Below are 16,315 nucleotides of genomic sequence, written 5' to 3'. Positions count from 1 at the left end.
CCGAAAAGACCCACACCGGCGGCCCGCAGTCGTGCACACTCCCCGCATGGACTTCCGTATCCGCCCAGCCCACCCCACCGAATACCCCGCTCTCGGAGAGATCACCGCCACCGCCTACCTCCACGACGGCCTCCTCGACTTCAGCGCATCCGACGCCTACCTCGAAGAACTCCGCGACGTGGCGAAACGCGCCGCCGCCGCGGAGGTACTGGCAGCCGTGAAGGACGACGCCGTCCTCGGCGGAGTCACCCTCGTGCCGTCCGGCGGCCCCATGGCCGAGCTCGCCCGCGGGGGAGAGGCCGAGATACGCATGCTCGCGGTGGCCCACGCGGCCCGCGGCCGCGGCGTAGGCGAGGCCCTCGTCCGCGCCTGCGTCGATCGCGCCCGCGGCGTCGACGGCTGCGAACGCCTGGTCCTGTCCACGCAGAGGACCATGCGCGCGGCCCACCGCGTCTACGAACGCCTCGGCTTCGTCCGCACCCCGGACCGCGACTGGAACCCGGAGCCGGACGACATCACGCTCCTCACGTACGAGCTGTCCCTCTGACTCGACAGACACTACATCTGGGGTCGCTTTCCTCTCGCGGCACAACATGTATGCTCATGCTCGCTGTCGCCGCAGGGGAATCCGGTGCGAATCCGGAACTGTCCCGCAACGGTGTACTCGCGTGTCCGCACGCCTGTCCAGTCCGAGTACCTGCCGACAGTGCGCCCGGCCGTCCGGCCCGGGCGCCTGACGTCCGGGCCTCGTGGAATGGGCCGGTGGACGCGACGCCGCGCGCGCTCGTGAGCTGCCCCCTGCCCTCCGCAAGGCCCCGTGCCGAGCGAGGGAGTGCTCCCCATGACCATCGCGCCAGCCGACCCGGTATCACCGGCCGGCCCCGCTCCGGCAACGCCCCCGGTGCCCGAGGACAGGCCCGGTGCCGCGCTGCTGCGGACCCTGACCGAACTGACCGCCGACCTCCCCGACGCCGACCCCGGCCGGGTCGCCGCCGCCGCGCTGCGCGGCCGGTCCGCGCGGGCCGACGAGGCGGAGCTGCGGGAACTGGCCACGGAGGCCGCGGCCGGCCTGATCTCCGAGGACCCGGCGTACTCGCGGCTGGCCGCCCGGCTGCTGACGCTCACGCTGCGCGCCGAGGCCGCCTCCCAGGGCGTGACCACCTTCACCGAGTCCGTCGCCACCGGCCACCGCGAGGGCCTGGTCGCCGACCGTACGGCCGACTTCGTACGCCGGCACGCGGACCGCCTGGACGGAATGCCCGACCCCGCCGCCGACGACCGCTTCGGCTACTTCGGTCTGCGCACCCTGCACAGCCGCTATCTGCTCCGGCACCCGCACACCCGCAAGGTGATCGAGACCCCGCAGCACTTCCTGCTCCGCGTCGCCGCCGGCCTCGCCGACGACGACACCCCCGGGTCCGTCGCCGACGTGGCCGCGCTCTACGGCCTGATGAGCCGCCTCGACTACCTCCCCTCCTCCCCCACCCTCTTCAACTCCGGCACCCGGCACCCCCAGATGTCGTCCTGCTACCTCCTGGACTCCCCCAGGGACGAGCTGGACTCGATCTACGAGCGCTACCTCCAGGTCGCCCGCCTCTCCAAGCACGCCGGCGGCATCGGCATCGCCTACTCCCGCATCCGCGCCCGGGGTTCGCTGATCCGCGGCACCAACGGGCACTCGAACGGCATCGTCCCGTTCCTCAAGACGCTCGACGCCTCGGTCGCCGCCGTCAACCAGGGCGGCCGGCGCAAGGGAGCGGCGGCGGTCTACCTGGAGACCTGGCACGCGGACATCGAGGAGTTCCTCGAACTGCGGGACAACACCGGCGAGGACGCCCGCCGCACCCACAACCTGAACCTGGCGCACTGGGTCCCGGACGAGTTCATGCGCCGCGTCGAGGCGGACGCGGACTGGTCCCTCTTCTCCCCCGCCGACGTCCCGGAGCTGCCCGACCTCCACGGCGAGGAGTTCGACGCGGCCTACCGCGCGGCCGAGGCGAAGGGCCTGGCCCGCAGGACGCTCCCCGCCCGCGAGCTGTACGGCCGTATGATGCGCACCCTCGCGCAGACCGGCAACGGCTGGATGGCCTTCAAGGACACCGCCAACCGCACCGCCAACCAGACCGCCGAACCGGGCCACGTCATCCACTCCTCCAACCTCTGCACGGAGATCCTGGAGGTCACGGACGACGGGGAGACGGCGGTGTGCAACCTGGGCTCCCTCAACCTGGCCGCCTTCGTGACCGGCGGGGCGATGGACTGGGACCGCCTGGACGCGGCCGTCCGCACCGCCGTCACCTTCCTGGACCGAGTCGTCGACATCAACTACTACCCGACCGGGCAGGCGGCCCGCTCCAACAGCCGCTGGCGCCCCGTCGGCCTCGGCGTGATGGGCCTCCAGGACGTCTTCTTCACGCTCCGCCTGCCCTTCGACTCCCCCGAGGCCAAGACTCTGTCCACCCGTATCGCCGAGCGGATCATGCTGGCCGCGTACGAGACCTCCGCGGACCTCGCCGAGCGCGCCGGCCCGCTGCCCGCCTGGGAGAAGACCCGTACCGCACGCGGGGTCCTGCACCCCGACCACTACGACGTGGAGCCGGCCTGGCCCGACCGCTGGACCGCCCTGCGCGAGCGCGTCGCCCGCACCGGGCTGCGCAACGCCCTGCTCCTCGCCATCGCCCCGACCGCCACCATCGCCTCGATCGCGGGCGTCCACGAGTGCGTCGAGCCGCAGGTGTCCAACCTGTTCAAACGCGAGACGCTGTCCGGCGAGTTCCTCCAGGTCAACTCCTACCTGGTGGCCGACCTCAAGCGGCTCGGCGCCTGGGACGCCCGCACCCGCGAGGCCCTGCGCGAGGCGAACGGCTCGGTCCAGGACCTCGACCGGCTCCCCGAGGACGTCCGCCGCCTCTACCGCACCGCCTGGGAACTCCCGCAGCGCGCCCTGATCGACCTGGCCGCCGCCCGCACCCCGTACCTCGACCAGGGCCAGTCCCTGAACCTGTTCCTCCAGACCCCGACCATCGGCAAGCTCTCCTCGATGTACGCCTACGCCTGGAAGCGGGGCCTGAAGACCACGTACTACCTGCGCTCCCGCCCGGCGACCCGCATCGCCCGCGCCGCACAAGCACCAGCACAGGCGGCCGCCGCCTGCTCCCTGGAGAACCCCGGGTCCTGCGAGGCCTGCCAGTGAAGACCGATACGAAGAACCAGACCGAGAACCAGGCCAAGAACCTGCTCGACCCCGGCTTCGAGCTGACCCTGCGCCCCATGCGCTACCCCGGCTTCTACGAGCGCTACCGGGACGCCATCAAGAACACCTGGACCGTGGAGGAGGTCGACCTCCACTCGGACGTGGCCGACCTCGCCAGGCTCACCCCCGCCGAGCGGCACCTGATCGGCCGCCTGGTCGCCTTCTTCGCCACCGGCGACTCGATCGTGGCGAACAACCTCGTCCTGACCCTCTACCAGCACATCAACTCCCCCGAGGCCCGGCTCTACCTCTCCCGCCAGCTCTTCGAGGAGGCCGTGCACGTCCAGTTCTACCTGACCCTGCTGGACACCTACCTCCCCGACCCGGACGACCGGGCCGCCGCCTTCGCGGCCGTCGAGAACATCCCCTCGATCCGCGAGAAGGCCGAGTTCTGCTTCAAGTGGATCGACTCGGTGGAGTCGATCGACCGCTTGGAGACCAAGTCCGACCGCCGCCGTTTCCTCCTCAACCTCATCTGCTTCGCCGCCTGCATCGAGGGCCTGTTCTTCTACGGGGCCTTCGCCTACGTCTACTGGTTCCGCGGCCGGGGCCTGCTGCACGGCCTGGCCACCGGCACCAACTGGGTGTTCCGCGACGAGACCATGCACATGTCCTTCGCCTTCGACGTGGTCGACACCGTCCGCCGGGAGGAACCCGGCCTCTTCGACGACGACCTCCGCCACCAGGTCACCGACATGCTGCGGGAGGCCGTCGAGGCCGAGCTGCGGTTCGCGCGCGACCTGTGCGGTGACGGCCTGGCGGGGATGAACACCGACTCCATGCGGCAGTACCTGGAGTGCGTCGCCGACCAGCGGCTCGCCCGCCTCGGCTTCGCCCCGGTGTACGGCTCCCAGAACCCCTTCTCCTTCATGGAGCTGCAGGGGGTCCAGGAGCTGACCAACTTCTTCGAGCGGCGCCCGTCGGCGTACCAGGTGGCGGTGGAGGGTTCCGTCGACCTGGACGAGGACTTCTGAGCCCTCCGGCCCACCGCCACCGGTTCACCCCGGTACGGAGCACCGCCCCGCACACCCGCCTGCGCACGTCCAGGGAGCCTCGGGCCGCCTGGACGTGCGCGCCGCGTCCGTCAGCGGGGCAGCGCCCGCAGCCGCAGCCGGCGCGGCCGCAGCGTGATGCCGATCCGGGGCCGGGTGTCCGACCCCGGCGCGTGCTCGAACCGGAAGGCGGCGGCGATCACGGCGGTGACCAGCGTCAGCTCGGCCATGGAGAAGTGATCGCTGGGGCACTTGCGGTTGCCCACGCTGAACGGGGCCATCGCGTACTTGGGCACCTCCCCGGCCCGCCCGGGAAGCCACCGGTCGGGGTCGAACTCCGCGTGCCGCTCGAAGGAGCGCCGGTCGCGCTGGACCGCGTAGGGGCTGTAGATGACGTCCGCCCCGGCCGGGATGCGGTATCCGCCCAGCTCGGTCTCGGCCACCGTGCGGCGGGTCAGGATCCACACGGCGGGATACAGCCGCATGGTCTCCAGGACCACGTTGGCGGTGTGCGTCAGCTGCCGGACGTCCTCGAAGGCGACCGGGCGGTCACCGACGACGCCCTCCACCTCCTCGCGGATCCTGTCGCCCAGCTCCGGATGGTCGGTGAGCACCAGGAGCAGCGACATGAGCACGGAGCCGACGGTTTCGCTGCCGGGGGTCAGGATCGCGATGACCTGGTCGTGGATCTCCTGTTCCCCGATGGGCTCGCCATTCTCGTCCGTCGCGTCCAGCAAAGCCGTCAGCAAATCGTCCGGTTTCTGACCACCGGCCCGGCGGTCGGCGACGATCTCGTCCACCAGCAGATGCAGATCGGCCAACGCCCGGTTGAATTCACGGTTGCTCGGCACGGGTATCCGGTAAAGCGGCCCGAGGGGGACGACCATACGCTGGTACATGCCGCTGAAGAGGGTGGCGAGGTCGGTGCATATCCGTTCGGCACGGTCATCCATGTAGGTGCCGCGCATCAGGCAGCGGGCGGAAATCCGGACGGCCACCCGGAAGGACTCCGAGGTGATGTCGAGGACCTGGCCGGAACTCCAGCGCCGCACCAGCGCGTACGCCTCCTCGGCCATGACCGGCCCGTAGGCGGGGATCGCGTCGAGCCGGAACGCGGGCTGGATGGTGCGCCGCTGACGCCGGTGCACCGGGCCGTTGGCGGTGGCCACCCCCTCCTTGCCGAGCAGGCTCTCCAGGGATTCCCAGAGCGGGCCGGCGATGACGTAGTCGGGACTGAGCGCCAGGGCTCCGGTGAGGTGCGGGGCGGTGACCGCGTACACCGTCTTGGGGCCGAGGCGGATGCGGACCACGTCGCCGTGGTCGCGGAGCTGGTCCATGAAGGCCAGCGGGTCCCGGACGAGCTTCAGGCCGTGGCCGAGCAGCGGCAGGCCGCCGCCGGCCAGGGGCGGCTCGGTCGCCGCCGTGGCGCGGGGGTTCACTGACTCGACGGTCATGCCTCACCTGCCGCTGTGTCGAGGACGCCTGCGCGGACGTCCGCGCCGTGGACGTCCCCGTTGGTGACGTACGGGGGCGTGGACCGGTCGTCCCAGCTGTCGACGGCGTACCGGCCGGATTCGTGGTGGAACCAGTAGACGGAACTGAACCAGTTCCGCATATTGCCCACACAGGCGTGCACGGCATTACTGAGTTCTTTTCCGCGTACGGTCCCGTCGGCGAGTCCGTCGGCGAACCGCAGCGCGTCCCGCTCGGCCGCGATGAATTCCACGACGCATTCCCGCACGCGCCGCCTCAGTTCCGTCATCGCCTCTTCGAGGGTCAGCCCTTCATGGATGACGAGACTGATTCCGAGATTGTGCACCTCGGCTCCGGCCAATTCCTTCGGCAATGAGCAAAGGTCGTTGTACCAGGCGGCGAATTCCTGGCTCAGCAGCGCCGCCCGCCGGTATGCCGGGTGTTTCCGCACGGTGTCCGGGAGTTCGAGGCCCGCGCTCGGCTCCAGCAGGTCCGTCCAGATCCAGTGCGCGAAGGTGAGCCGGCGCAGTGCCAGGTACGCGTCGACGCGCGGCACCACGCCGTGCGTCCGGTTGTCGAACTCGCGGTCGTAGGCGTCGATCACCGCGTGGAAGTGCCGGGCGAACCGGGCGTTCCACGTCCCCGGCAGGAACGAGTACAGCCGCGCCACGCTGTCCGCGAACCCGGCCACCAGAGCGTCCTGGTGGCGCAGGTGGTCCCGGGGGGTGTCGAGTGCCGTGTGCAGCCGGTCGCGCAGCCGCCGCCAGGCGGGCGCGCGCCCGTGGACGATGTCGCGGTCGTGCCGGTCGTCCCAGACGAAGAACCAGGCGCTGTAGTCCGCTATCGCCTGGAGCACCTCGTCCGGCGCCCCCAGGTAGTACCCGGCCATGAGGTCGGTGTAGCACAGGCCATCGGCATATTCCGCGACCTTGTCCGCGGGCATCAGCCGCTTTTCCAGGAGCCATCCGCGGGTGTTCTCCTGAAGCTTTGGCCAATACTCGTGAAGGCGTCGGGGAAATGCCGCTTCGACCAGGGGAAGGGAGAGCGAGGGTGGGACCGCCACCTCGGTCGGTGTCGATGTGGTGCCGGTTGGGAAAGCAAGCACGAACTGGCCCCTCTCAGCCGCCGGAGGCGCGCGCCTCCCGCATGCCGAGCGCGCGCCCTTGCGTATCACCGCACTACCATTCAGCCCTAGAACTGACCGGGTTGGGAACGGATTTGCCTCATTCGCCACCCGCGACGCCGGAATTCTCCTGGTGTGTGGCGGCTTTCGGGGAACACGCGCGCGAACGGCGCCTGTTCCGGGGGATGTTCCCGAACAGACGCCGTTCGAAAGGTCCGACAGATCCGGAAGGTTCGCGAGAACCGGAGGGATCAGAAGGATCGGAAGGCTCGGACGAGCGGACTGGGACGGATGGTGGTCCGTTTCAGTCGTTCGCGACCACGGGGTAGCGCGGCTCGTTCTCGGCCATCTGCCGCAGCGCGTCCTTGCGCTCCCGCTTGGACAGCCGGTCGATGTACAGGTACCCGTACAGGTGGTCGGTCTCGTGCTGCAAACACCGTGCGAAGTAGCCGGTGCCGCGCACCTTGACCGGGTTGCCCTTCTCGTCCTGCCCGGTCACCTCGGCGTAGTCGGGGCGGGCCAGCGGCGCGTACGCGGTCGGCACCGACAGGCACCCCTCGTTGCTGTCGTCCAGGCGGCGCCGCTCGGCGGGCAGCTCCACCAGCTCGGGGTTGCAGACGACACCGACGTGCCGGACGCCCTCGTCGTCGGGGCAGTCGTAGACGAAGACCTTGAGGTCGACACCGATCTGGTTGGCGGCGAGGCCGACGCCCTCGGCGGTGCGCTGGCTGGCGAACATGTCCGCGACCAGCTGCTGGAACTCCTCGCCGAAGTCGGTGACGTCCCGGCACTCCTTGTGCAGCACCGGGTTCCCGACCACCGTGATCGGCCGCGAGGTCCCGCGCTCCCGCCAGGCGGCCTCGCGCTCCTCGCAGTCCTCCGTGTCGACGACGTACCCCTCGTCATCCACGGGAAGCACGCCCACGTGCTGCTGATCGGTGTCCTGCTGCGCCATGACGGACGTACGCCTTCCTCAGTGAAACCCGGGTTCGATGCTCGATACAGGGTAAAGGGAAACGCGCCCCGAAAGGGGCGCGGGACTGTGTCCGTATGCAGCTCCGCCGCGCGGGCGCGACAAGCCACGACGGCGCCGCGCCTAACAGACTTCCTCAAGATCCCGCCAGTCCCGGGAGTCAGGACTGTCCGCCACCCACCCGTCCAGCAACCCCCGCACCAGAGACGCGGGCGCCGCGACGCCGCACTCCCGCTCGGGAACCCAGAGCTGCCCGTCGGTCCGGTGCCCCAGCGGCCCCGGGTGCCCCGGCTCACTGTGATCGTGCGGGTCGAGGTGCTCCCCGTCGCCCTCGTCGGACGGCATCCGGGACTCCGAGCACATCCGGCACAGCAGCCGCACCGACGACGACCAGTCCTCGGCCGCGAAGCCCGCGTCGGCGGCGAGCTGCTCCAGCGCGTCCCGGTCGGCCTCGGTGGCCGCCTCCAGGAGCACCACCCAGGTCGGCACGGGCGACGGCGCCCACAGCTCGATCTCGTCGAAGACGGGATAGGCGTGCCCGGCGGCGGTGGTCCGCTCGCCGTGCGGGACGCCGTCGTGCAGCACGACCTCGCCCCAGCGCCGCCCTGACGACGGCAGCGGGATCGACAGCACCTCGATGCGGGCGGGGTCCAGCCGCCGCCCCCACACCACCTCGGCCTCGCCCTCGGGAGAGAGCCGTACGGCGGCGCTGCCCAGCTCCATGCCGAGCGGTTCACCCGCGTCGGTCGCGTCGCCGGGGAGCCGCAGTCCGTACGCCTGCCAGGCCCGGCGGGCCAGCGGCCAGTCCTGCAGGGCGGTCGCGGCGATGCCGACGTTCCACCAGTCGGGAGCCCCGGCGTCCCGGTCCAGGAGGGCGACGGCCCTGAGCCCCGCCGTGCGGGCCTGCTCCCAGTCGTGCCGGAACTTGTGCAGCAGGGCGAGGTTGAACCACGACTCCGACAGCCACGGCTCCAGGTCGGCGGCCCGCGTCAGCAGCGCCCCCGCGTCCTCGTACCTGCCGTCACCGATCAGGGTGAACGCGCGGTCGGTGGCCTGCCGCCAGGAGGCGGAGGGCCGGTGCCGTCCCTTGCCGAAGATCCTCACGATTCCCGCCTGCCAGTTCCGTTCTGTGGGCTGGCTGTGCCTTTTCCGCCCCCCGGACACCCTCTCCTGCGCATCAAACCACGTACGGCTGGAGAGGCGCTCATTACCCATGGGTTACCCAGCCGCGCGGGAGGTAAGACCGCGGCGGGACACGGCGAGCGACCTCGCCATGTCCCGCCGCTTTACTCGATCGAGTGATGCGTCGCGTCGATCAGGTTTCCTGCTCCTGGGGCCGTGCGACCGCCACGTCGTGCTCGGGGACGGACTCCCCGGACCGGATCAGCTCGATCCGTCCCATCACCTTGGAGCGCAGGTCACCCGGGACGTCGTCCTGCCCGCAGCACCGCTTGACCAGCTTCTTCACGGCCTGCTCCAGGCCGTACTTCTCCAGGCACGGCGAGCATTCCTCGAAGTGCGTCTCGAACTTGGTGCACTCCGTGTCCGGCATCTCTTTGTCGAGGAACTCGTAGAGATGATCGAGGATTTCGCTGCAATCCGTCTCGTGCGGCTCTCCGCAGCTCATGACCCCGAGCCTTTCGCTTCGTTCGACTCTCCGGCGCCGGCCGGGACCAGTCCGCGGTCACGGGCGTAGTCCTCCAGCATGCCGCGCAGCTGGCGGCGCCCACGGTGCAGCCGTGACATCACGGTCCCGATGGGTGTCCCCATGATGTCCGCGATCTCCTTGTAGGCAAAGCCCTCGACATCCGCCAGATACACGGCGATGCGGAATTCCTCGGGGATCGCCTGGAGCGCCGACTTCACGTCCGAGTCGGGCAGGTGGTCGAGCGCCTGCGACTCGGCGGAGCGCAGACCGGTCGACATGTGCGACTCGGCGCGGGCGAGCTGCCAGTCCTCGATCTCCTCGGCCGCGCTGCGCTGAGGTTCGCGCTGCTTCTTGCGGTACGAGTTGATGAAGGTGTTGGTGAGGATCCGGTAGAGCCATGCCTTGAGGTTGGTGCCCTCGCGGAACTGGTGGAAGGACGCGTACGCCTTGGCGTACGTCTCCTGCACCAGGTCCTCCGCGTCGGCCGGGTTGCGCGTCATGCGCAGCGCGGCCGAGTACATCTGGTCGAGGAACTCGAGCGCGTCCCGCTCGAAGCGCGCGCTGCGCTCGGCGGTCGTCTCCGTGCTCGCACCACCCCGGCCCTCGGGCTGCTCCGCCTGGCCGTTGTCGGTCCCTGCGTCGGTACCGGTGACCGGACCCACCTCCTCCAATGCCGTCACGGAACCGAATCCGGTCCCGCTCGAATCGGAGGATAGACGACTTCCCGGTCCGCCCGCCGCCCGGACGGGGGCGGTCTTCGCCGCGTGCAGCACCGACCACTCCAGGTCGGGGCGGCTGCTCCGGGCGGGGCAGAAGGTCGAACCCATGCGGCGGACTTCCTCTCCTACGGCTGCGGTGCTGGGGCACCAGCACGTACGACCCTCACAACAGCCGCCGGCCGCCGGTCATTCCCTTGAGTTCACTCCAGTGAGCCGGTCCACTTCACGACCGCGTCCGTGATCACCGCGAGCGCCTCGTCCTGGGTGAGCGGGGCCCGCTTGGGGACGGCGAAGCCGTGATCGCCGTAGGGGACCTCGGTCAGTTCGTACGGGCCGTCCGGGAACTCGGCCGGCCTGCCGAACGGGTCGGTGCCGCCCTGCACGACGAGGGTGGGCACGCCGACGCCGAGCAGTTCGCCGGCGCGGGACTTCTCCGGCTTGCCCGGCGGGTGCAGCGGGAAGCCGAGCGCGAGGACCGCGCGGGCGCCCAGTCCCGCTGCGGTACGGCAGGCGACGCGGGCGCCGGCGCTGCGGCCCCCGGCGATCACCGGCCGTCCGGGGGCGGTGAGCGCGGGCCACAGGCCCCGCCAGCCGGTGTCCAGGGTCCTCGGCGCGGGCGCCAGCTTCTTGCCGGCCACCCGCCAGGGCTGCTCGACGAGGGCGACGCTCACGCCGTGCGCGGGCAGGGCGGCGGCCAGGGCCACCAGGTCGCGGGCCTCGACGCCGCCGCCGGCGCCGTGGCCCAGGGCGAGGACCAGCCGGGCCTTCGGCGCGTGGTGCCAGGTGACGCGGGCGGTCCCCGCGTCCGTCTCGACGGTCTCCTGCGGTGCGTGGTTCACATCAGAAGAGTGTGCCCTCCTCAGGTCCCTCCAGCTCCTTCAGCAGCTCCGGGCCGTTGTTGCGGACGTTGCTGACGGCGGTGGTGACCGGGTAGGCGCGCATCAGGCCCTCGGGCGGCGGGGCCAGCAGCGCGCGCAGGTCGCCGGGATCGGTGCGGGCCGGGTCGAGCCAGGCGTCCCAGCGGTCCGGGGTCAGCATCAGCGGCATCCGGGGGTGGATCTCGGCGAGCGCGTGCGGGCCCTCGGCGGGCGCGACGGCCAGCGGGGCCGTCTCGGCCTCCGTGGTGATCACCGAGCAGGTCACCCACCAGGCCGACGGGTGGTCGTCCGGCAGCGTGCGGTCCCGCCAGAACTCGTAGAGCCCGGCCATCGCGAAGACGGACCCGTCGGCCGGGGTCACGAAGTAGGGCTGCTTGCGCGGCCGCTTCTTCTTGCCCTCGACCTCCAGGTCCCGCTCCTGCTTGCCGGTGACCCACTCGTAGTAGCCGTCGGCGGGCAGGACGCAGCGGCGGGTGGCGAAGGCGCGGCGGAAGGACGGCTTCTCGTGCACGGTCTCCGCGCGGGCGTTGATCATCCGGGCGGCGCCCTCGGGCGTCTTGGACCAGGAGGGGACCAGCCCCCACCGCAGCTTCCGCAACTGGCGAACCGGCCGGGGGCCGGCGGCGTCTTTGAGGGGGCGGTCGAGGACGGCGTAGACCTCCTTCGTAGGGGCCACGTTGTAATCGGGCTCCAGGTTCGTCTCCTCCGGCTCCCACTTCTCGATCTCAAAGACTCCTGCGAGATCCTCGGGTCCACGACTCGCCGCATACCGTCCGCACATACGTGCAACACTGCCAGATTCCACCGGACCGGAGGGGCCCTCACCGCACATGGACAGCACCACAGCCACCTCGCTCTGGGACGAGATCACCGGTACCCAGCCCGACCCCGGCCTGTGGGTGGTGATCGCCACCCTGGTCGCCGCGCTGGTGGTCGTCGTGCCGCGCCGGCCCTGGCGGACAGCGCGCAACGCCATCACCATCGCGCACGAGGGCGGGCACGGGCTGGTGGCGCTGCTCACCGGCCGGCAGCTCACCGGCATCCGCCTGCACTCGGACACCAGCGGCCTCACCGTCAGCCGCGGCAAGCCGACCGGGCTCGGCATGATCCTGACCGCGGCGGCCGGCTACACCGCTCCCTCGTTGCTGGGCCTGGGCGGCGCCGCGCTGCTGGGCGCGGGGCGCGTCACGCTGCTGCTGTGGCTGGCGACCGCGCTGCTGCTGGCCCTGCTGGTGATGATCCGCAACGCCTACGGGGCGCTGACCGTGGTCGTCACCGGCGGGCTCTTCGTCGTGGTGTCGTGGCTGGCCGGTCCGCAGGTGCAGGCGGCGTTCGCGTACGCGGCGGTGTGGTTCCTGCTGCTCGGCGGGGTGCGCCCGGCGTTCGAACTCCAGGCGAAGCGGTCCCGGGGCGGTGCCGGGGACTCGGACGCGGACCAGTTGGCCCGGCTCACCCACGCCCCGGCCGGGGTGTGGTTCTTCCTGTTCCATATGGTGTCGCTGTGCTCGCTGCTCGGCGGGGGCCGCTGGCTGCTGGAGCTGTGAGGCGGCACCGGACGTACCGGTGACGCGGTGAGACCGGATGCATATATGCATGGCACCTACCATGACGGTGTTTCGGTCTGGTTTCGCCACTTTTGATCAAGATCTCCGGTCGCTCTCAGCCACTAAAGTGGGCCCCATGACGCTGAACCCCGCGCACACCGCCCTCTGGCCCGCCCCGCACGCGAGCGGAGCCGTCGACGCGACCGTCCACGTGCCCGGGTCCAAATCGGTCACCAACCGCGCCCTGGTGCTCGCCGCCCTCGCCTCCGAGCCCGGCTGGCTGCGCCGTCCGCTGCGCTCCCGGGACACCCTGCTGATGGCGGGCGCGCTGCGGGAGCTGGGCGTGGGCATCGAGGAGGGCGTCGGACCGGACGGCACCGGAGAGTTCTGGCGGGTCATCCCGGCGGGCCTGCGCGGCCCGGCCACCGTCGACGTCGGCAACGCCGGCACCGTGATGCGCTTCCTGCCCCCCGTCGCCACCCTCGCCGACGGCCCGGTCCGCTTCGACGGCGACCCGCGTTCCTACGAGCGTCCGCTGCACGGTGTGATCGACGCGCTGCGCGCCCTCGGCGCCCGCGTCGACGACGACGGCCGCGGCGCGCTGCCGCTGACCGTGCACGGCAGCGGTGCCCTGGAGGGCGGCCCGGTGGCGATCGACGCCTCCTCGTCGTCGCAGTTCGTCAGCGCGCTGCTGCTCTCCGGCCCCCGGTTCAACCAGGGCGTCGAGGTCCGGCACACGGGCTCCGCGCTGCCCTCGATGCCGCACATCCGGATGACCGTCGACATGCTGCGCTCGGTCGGCGCCCAGGTCGACACCCCCGAGTCGGGCGGCGAGCCGAACGTCTGGCGGGTGACGCCGGGCGCGCTGCTCGGCCGGGACCTGACCGTAGAGCCGGATCTGTCCAACGCCCAGCCGTTCCTCGCGGCGGCGCTGGTGACCGGCGGCAAGGTCACCATCCCGGACTGGCCGTCCCGTACCACCCAGCCCGGCGACCGGCTGCGCGAGATCTTCACCGAGATGGGCGGCTCCTGCGAACTGACCGACTACGGCCTGGTCTTCACCGGATCGGGTGCCGTGCACGGCATCGACGTGGACCTCTCCGAGGTCGGCGAGCTGACCCCGGGCATCGCGGCCGTCGCCGCCCTCGCCGACTCCCCCTCGACCCTGCGCGGCGTCGCCCACCTGCGCCTGCACGAGACGGACCGGCTGGCCGCGCTCACCAAGGAGATCAACGAGCTGGGCGGCGACGTCACCGAGACCGCCGACGGCCTGCACATCCGCCCGCGCCCGCTGCACGGCGGGACCTTCCACACCTACGAGGACCACCGCATGGCCACCGCCGGCGCGATCCTCGGCCTGGCGGTGAAGGACGTGGCGATCGAGAACGTGGCGACGACGGCGAAGACCCTGCCGGACTTCCCCGACCTGTGGACCGGGATGCTCGGGGCGTAAGGGACGCGGGAAAAGCCATGCGCCGTTACGGCAAGCACACCGACGAGGACGACATCCGCACCCGGCCGGGCCGCCGCAACACCCGGCCCAGGACCAACATCCGCCCCAAGCACGAGGACGCCGCCGAGGGCATGGTCCTCACCGTCGACCGAGGGCGGCTGACCTGCCTCGTCGAGGGCCGTACGGTCATGGCGATGAAGGCCCGCGAACTGGGCCGCAAGGCGGCGGTGGTCGGCGACCGGGTCGCCCTGGTCGGCGACATGTCCGGAGCCAAGGACACCCTGGCCCGCATCGTCCGCATCGAGGAGCGCACCTCGGTGCTGCGCCGCACCGCGGACGACGACGACCCCTTCGAGCGGGTGGTCGTCGCCAACGCCGACCAGCTCGCCATCGTCACCGCCCTCGCCGACCCCGAGCCGCGCCCCCGCCTCATCGACCGCTGCCTGGTCGCGGCGTTCGACGGCGGCCTCACCCCGCTCCTGGTGCTGACCAAGTCGGACCTGGCCCCGCCGGACGACCTGCTGGAGCTGTACGGCGCCCTGGACATCCCCTACGTCGTCACCAGCCGTGCGGAACTGGCGGACGGCGACGCCGCCGACCGGGTCCGCGACCATCTCACCGGCAAGATCACCGCCTTCGTCGGCCACTCCGGCGTCGGCAAGACCACGCTCGTCAACGCGCTGGTCCCGGACGACCGGCGGCGTTCGACCGGTCACGTCAACGCGGTGACCGGACGCGGCCGGCACACCACCACCTCGGCGCTGGCGCTGCCCCTCGCCGCCCCCGACAGCTGGGTCGTCGACACCCCGGGCGTACGGTCGTTCGGGCTGAACCACGTCGACCCGTCGCGCGTGATCCACGCCTTCCCCGACCTGGAGCCGGGGACGGAGGGCTGTCCGCGCGCGTGCGGTCACGACGAGCCCGACTGCGCCCTGGACGCCTGGGTGGCCGAGGGCCACGCGGACCCGGCGCGGCTGTACTCGCTGCGCCGGCTGCTCGCCACGCGGGAGCGCAAGGAAGGCGACTGACCTTCGGGTTGTTTGCGGGGGCGTGGTGCCGGTAAGTGCATAATCGCATCCAAGCCGGAACCAAGCACGGGTAAAGCGGTCACGGCGGCGGGGATCACGCAACGACGGGGACTACTGGAGGACGACACATGGCGTGGCTGCTGGTCATAGTGGCCGGGTTGCTGGAGACCGGGTTCGCCGTGTGTCTGAAGCTGTCCCACGGCTTCACACGGCTGTGGCCGACCATCGCCTTCGCCGCCTTCGCGCTGGGCAGCTTCGGCCTGCTGACCCTCTCCCTGAAGAAGCTCGACGTCGGCCCCGCCTACGCCGTGTGGACCGGCATCGGCGCGGCGGGCACCGCGATCTACGGCATGGTCTTCCTCGGCGACCTGGTGTCGACCCTGAAGATCGTCTCGATCAGCCTGGTCATCCTCGGCGTCATCGGACTCCAGTTGTCGGGTTCCTCGCACTGACCCCCTGCTCCCGGCGGGCCGTCACGCCGTCAACTGCCGCGGTAGCGCCGTCCGTACGAGGTCGGCCACCCCGCCCTCGGCCGGCGGCGCGGCGACGCAGGACAGGGCGAGCCGGACGACGAGTTCGCAGACCCGGGACAGGTCGGCGGCGTCTTGCCGGGCCTTCGCGGGGGTGCTCCCGGCCAGGGTCGCCGCCGCCCGGTCGCGCACCAGCACCACGAGATCACCGGGTGAGGGCAGCGGCCCGTCCGCCCGGCGCCGGGCCGGGACCGGGCCGGTGGAGGCCACCGTCACCGGCGCGGGCTCGGGCGACGGCAGCCGCGCCTCCCAGCAGCCGGTGAGCAGGGCCCGTACCAGCGCGTTGCGGCGGGCGGCCGCGGTGGTCCACTCGGCGGCGGCGGTGAGCCGGGCGTCAAGGTCTCCGGGGCAGGCGAGGGCGCGGTCCACCCCGGCCAGGAAGCCGTCCGCCTCCCTGCGCACCAGCGCCCGCGCGAGCCCCTCCTTGCCGCCGAACTCGTTGTACAGCGTCTGCCGGGACACCCCGGCCGAGGCGGCCACGTCCACCATGCGCACCGCGGACCAGGGCCGGCGGGCCAGCGCCGCGCCGGCGGCGTCGAGCAGGGACTCCCGCGCTGCGGGCATCGTCGCCTCCCCAGGAGCGAGCGGCTCTGCGGCACAGGTTCGACGCGGCCCCGGGCACTGTCAAGGGTCCGCGCGCCCGGCCTCGGGACACCCCGGGACACCCGGCCGGACCGGCGGCCTGTTGGCCCGTCCGAGCC

Annotated in this window: 16 protein-coding genes and 1 riboswitch; of the genes, 7 read left to right on the top strand and 9 right to left on the bottom strand. The window is 71.6% G+C overall.

Features of this window, described 5'->3' with window-relative positions; all coding sequences use genetic code 11:
- Positions 1 to 46: 46 nt before the first annotated feature.
- The 3 genes from ACZ3IG_RS12325 (at position 47) to ACZ3IG_RS12315 (ending at position 4,227) form a co-directional block, all read left to right on the top strand.
- Positions 47 to 547, top strand: coding sequence for a GNAT family N-acetyltransferase (locus ACZ3IG_RS12325; RefSeq protein WP_467431324.1), 501 nt, complete (start codon positions 47 to 49; stop codon positions 545 to 547).
- A 50-nt stretch (positions 548 to 597) separates the two neighbouring features.
- Positions 598 to 719: riboswitch (cobalamin riboswitch) on the top strand.
- Positions 720 to 841: 122 nt separating this feature from the next.
- Positions 842 to 3,193, top strand: a complete 2,352-nt coding sequence (locus ACZ3IG_RS12320; protein WP_467431323.1) for a ribonucleoside-diphosphate reductase subunit alpha — start codon at positions 842 to 844, stop codon at positions 3,191 to 3,193.
- A 77-nt stretch (positions 3,194 to 3,270) separates the two neighbouring features.
- Entirely contained in the window at positions 3,271 to 4,227 is a 957-nt protein-coding gene (locus ACZ3IG_RS12315; RefSeq protein WP_467431670.1) for a ribonucleotide-diphosphate reductase subunit beta, read from the top strand.
- A gap of 110 nt (positions 4,228 to 4,337) precedes the next feature.
- On the opposite strand, the gene ACZ3IG_RS12310 is transcribed toward ACZ3IG_RS12315, so the two are convergent.
- The 8 genes from ACZ3IG_RS12310 to ACZ3IG_RS12275 form a co-directional block, all read right to left on the bottom strand.
- Positions 4,338 to 5,699: a bifunctional albaflavenone monooxygenase/terpene synthase gene (locus ACZ3IG_RS12310; RefSeq protein ID WP_467431321.1), complete on the bottom strand. Its 1,362-nt coding sequence runs from the start codon at positions 5,697 to 5,699 to the stop codon at positions 4,338 to 4,340.
- The gene (cyc1, locus tag ACZ3IG_RS12305; protein WP_467431319.1) at positions 5,696 to 6,823 is read right to left on the bottom strand and encodes an epi-isozizaene synthase; all 1,128 of its coding nucleotides are present in this window, start codon (positions 6,821 to 6,823) and stop codon (positions 5,696 to 5,698) included. Before cyc1 ends, ACZ3IG_RS12310 begins: the two co-directional genes overlap by 4 nt.
- A gap of 322 nt (positions 6,824 to 7,145) precedes the next feature.
- Complete coding sequence (gene def, locus ACZ3IG_RS12300; RefSeq protein ID WP_215168220.1) at positions 7,146 to 7,796, bottom strand: peptide deformylase; 651 nt, start codon at positions 7,794 to 7,796, stop codon at positions 7,146 to 7,148.
- Between the two features lie 141 nt (positions 7,797 to 7,937).
- Positions 7,938 to 8,918, bottom strand: coding sequence for a tetratricopeptide repeat protein (locus ACZ3IG_RS12295; protein WP_215168219.1), 981 nt, complete (start codon positions 8,916 to 8,918; stop codon positions 7,938 to 7,940).
- Between the two features lie 211 nt (positions 8,919 to 9,129).
- Positions 9,130 to 9,441, bottom strand: a complete 312-nt coding sequence (gene rsrA, locus ACZ3IG_RS12290) for a mycothiol system anti-sigma-R factor (RefSeq protein ID WP_215168218.1) — start codon at positions 9,439 to 9,441, stop codon at positions 9,130 to 9,132.
- The gene (gene sigR, locus ACZ3IG_RS12285) at positions 9,438 to 10,124 is read right to left on the bottom strand and encodes an RNA polymerase sigma factor SigR (RefSeq protein ID WP_215168234.1); all 687 of its coding nucleotides are present in this window, start codon (positions 10,122 to 10,124) and stop codon (positions 9,438 to 9,440) included. The genes rsrA and sigR overlap by 4 nt, the downstream gene beginning before the upstream one ends.
- A 257-nt stretch (positions 10,125 to 10,381) precedes the next feature.
- The gene (locus ACZ3IG_RS12280; RefSeq protein ID WP_467431316.1) at positions 10,382 to 11,020 is read right to left on the bottom strand and encodes an alpha/beta hydrolase family protein; all 639 of its coding nucleotides are present in this window, start codon (positions 11,018 to 11,020) and stop codon (positions 10,382 to 10,384) included.
- Position 11,021: 1 nt separating this feature from the next.
- Positions 11,022 to 11,840 (bottom strand): SOS response-associated peptidase, encoded by an 819-nt coding sequence (locus ACZ3IG_RS12275; protein WP_467431313.1) that lies wholly within the window; start codon positions 11,838 to 11,840, stop codon positions 11,022 to 11,024.
- 49 nt (positions 11,841 to 11,889) lie between these two features.
- Here ACZ3IG_RS12275 and ACZ3IG_RS12270 point away from each other — a divergent pair, with 49 nt between their 5' ends.
- The 4 genes from ACZ3IG_RS12270 to ACZ3IG_RS12255 all read left to right on the top strand — a co-directional run bounded on the left by ACZ3IG_RS12270 (position 11,890) and on the right by ACZ3IG_RS12255 (position 15,536).
- The gene (locus ACZ3IG_RS12270; RefSeq protein ID WP_467431311.1) at positions 11,890 to 12,603 is read left to right on the top strand and encodes a M50 family metallopeptidase; all 714 of its coding nucleotides are present in this window, start codon (positions 11,890 to 11,892) and stop codon (positions 12,601 to 12,603) included.
- Between the two features lie 136 nt (positions 12,604 to 12,739).
- Complete coding sequence (aroA, locus tag ACZ3IG_RS12265) at positions 12,740 to 14,056, top strand: 3-phosphoshikimate 1-carboxyvinyltransferase (RefSeq protein ID WP_467431309.1); 1,317 nt, start codon at positions 12,740 to 12,742, stop codon at positions 14,054 to 14,056.
- A 17-nt stretch (positions 14,057 to 14,073) separates the two neighbouring features.
- Positions 14,074 to 15,084 carry a ribosome small subunit-dependent GTPase A gene (gene rsgA / locus ACZ3IG_RS12260; protein WP_467431307.1) on the top strand — a complete coding sequence of 337 codons (1,011 nt, stop codon included), beginning with the start codon at positions 14,074 to 14,076 and terminating at the stop codon, positions 15,082 to 15,084.
- A 128-nt stretch (positions 15,085 to 15,212) separates the two neighbouring features.
- On the top strand, positions 15,213 to 15,536 hold the full coding sequence (locus tag ACZ3IG_RS12255; protein ID WP_215168212.1) for a DMT family transporter: 324 nt from the start codon (positions 15,213 to 15,215) through the stop codon (positions 15,534 to 15,536).
- A 21-nt stretch (positions 15,537 to 15,557) separates the two neighbouring features.
- On the opposite strand, the gene ACZ3IG_RS12250 is transcribed toward ACZ3IG_RS12255, so the two are convergent.
- Positions 15,558 to 16,178 carry a TetR/AcrR family transcriptional regulator gene (locus ACZ3IG_RS12250; protein ID WP_467431306.1) on the bottom strand — a complete coding sequence of 207 codons (621 nt, stop codon included), beginning with the start codon at positions 16,176 to 16,178 and terminating at the stop codon, positions 15,558 to 15,560.
- Positions 16,179 to 16,315 lie beyond the last annotated feature (137 nt).

The sequence above is a fragment of the Streptomyces sp. NPDC016677 genome (assembly GCF_055562815.1).
The sequence above is the reverse complement of the archived record's forward strand: the minus strand, read 5'-3'. Positions and strand labels throughout refer to the sequence as shown.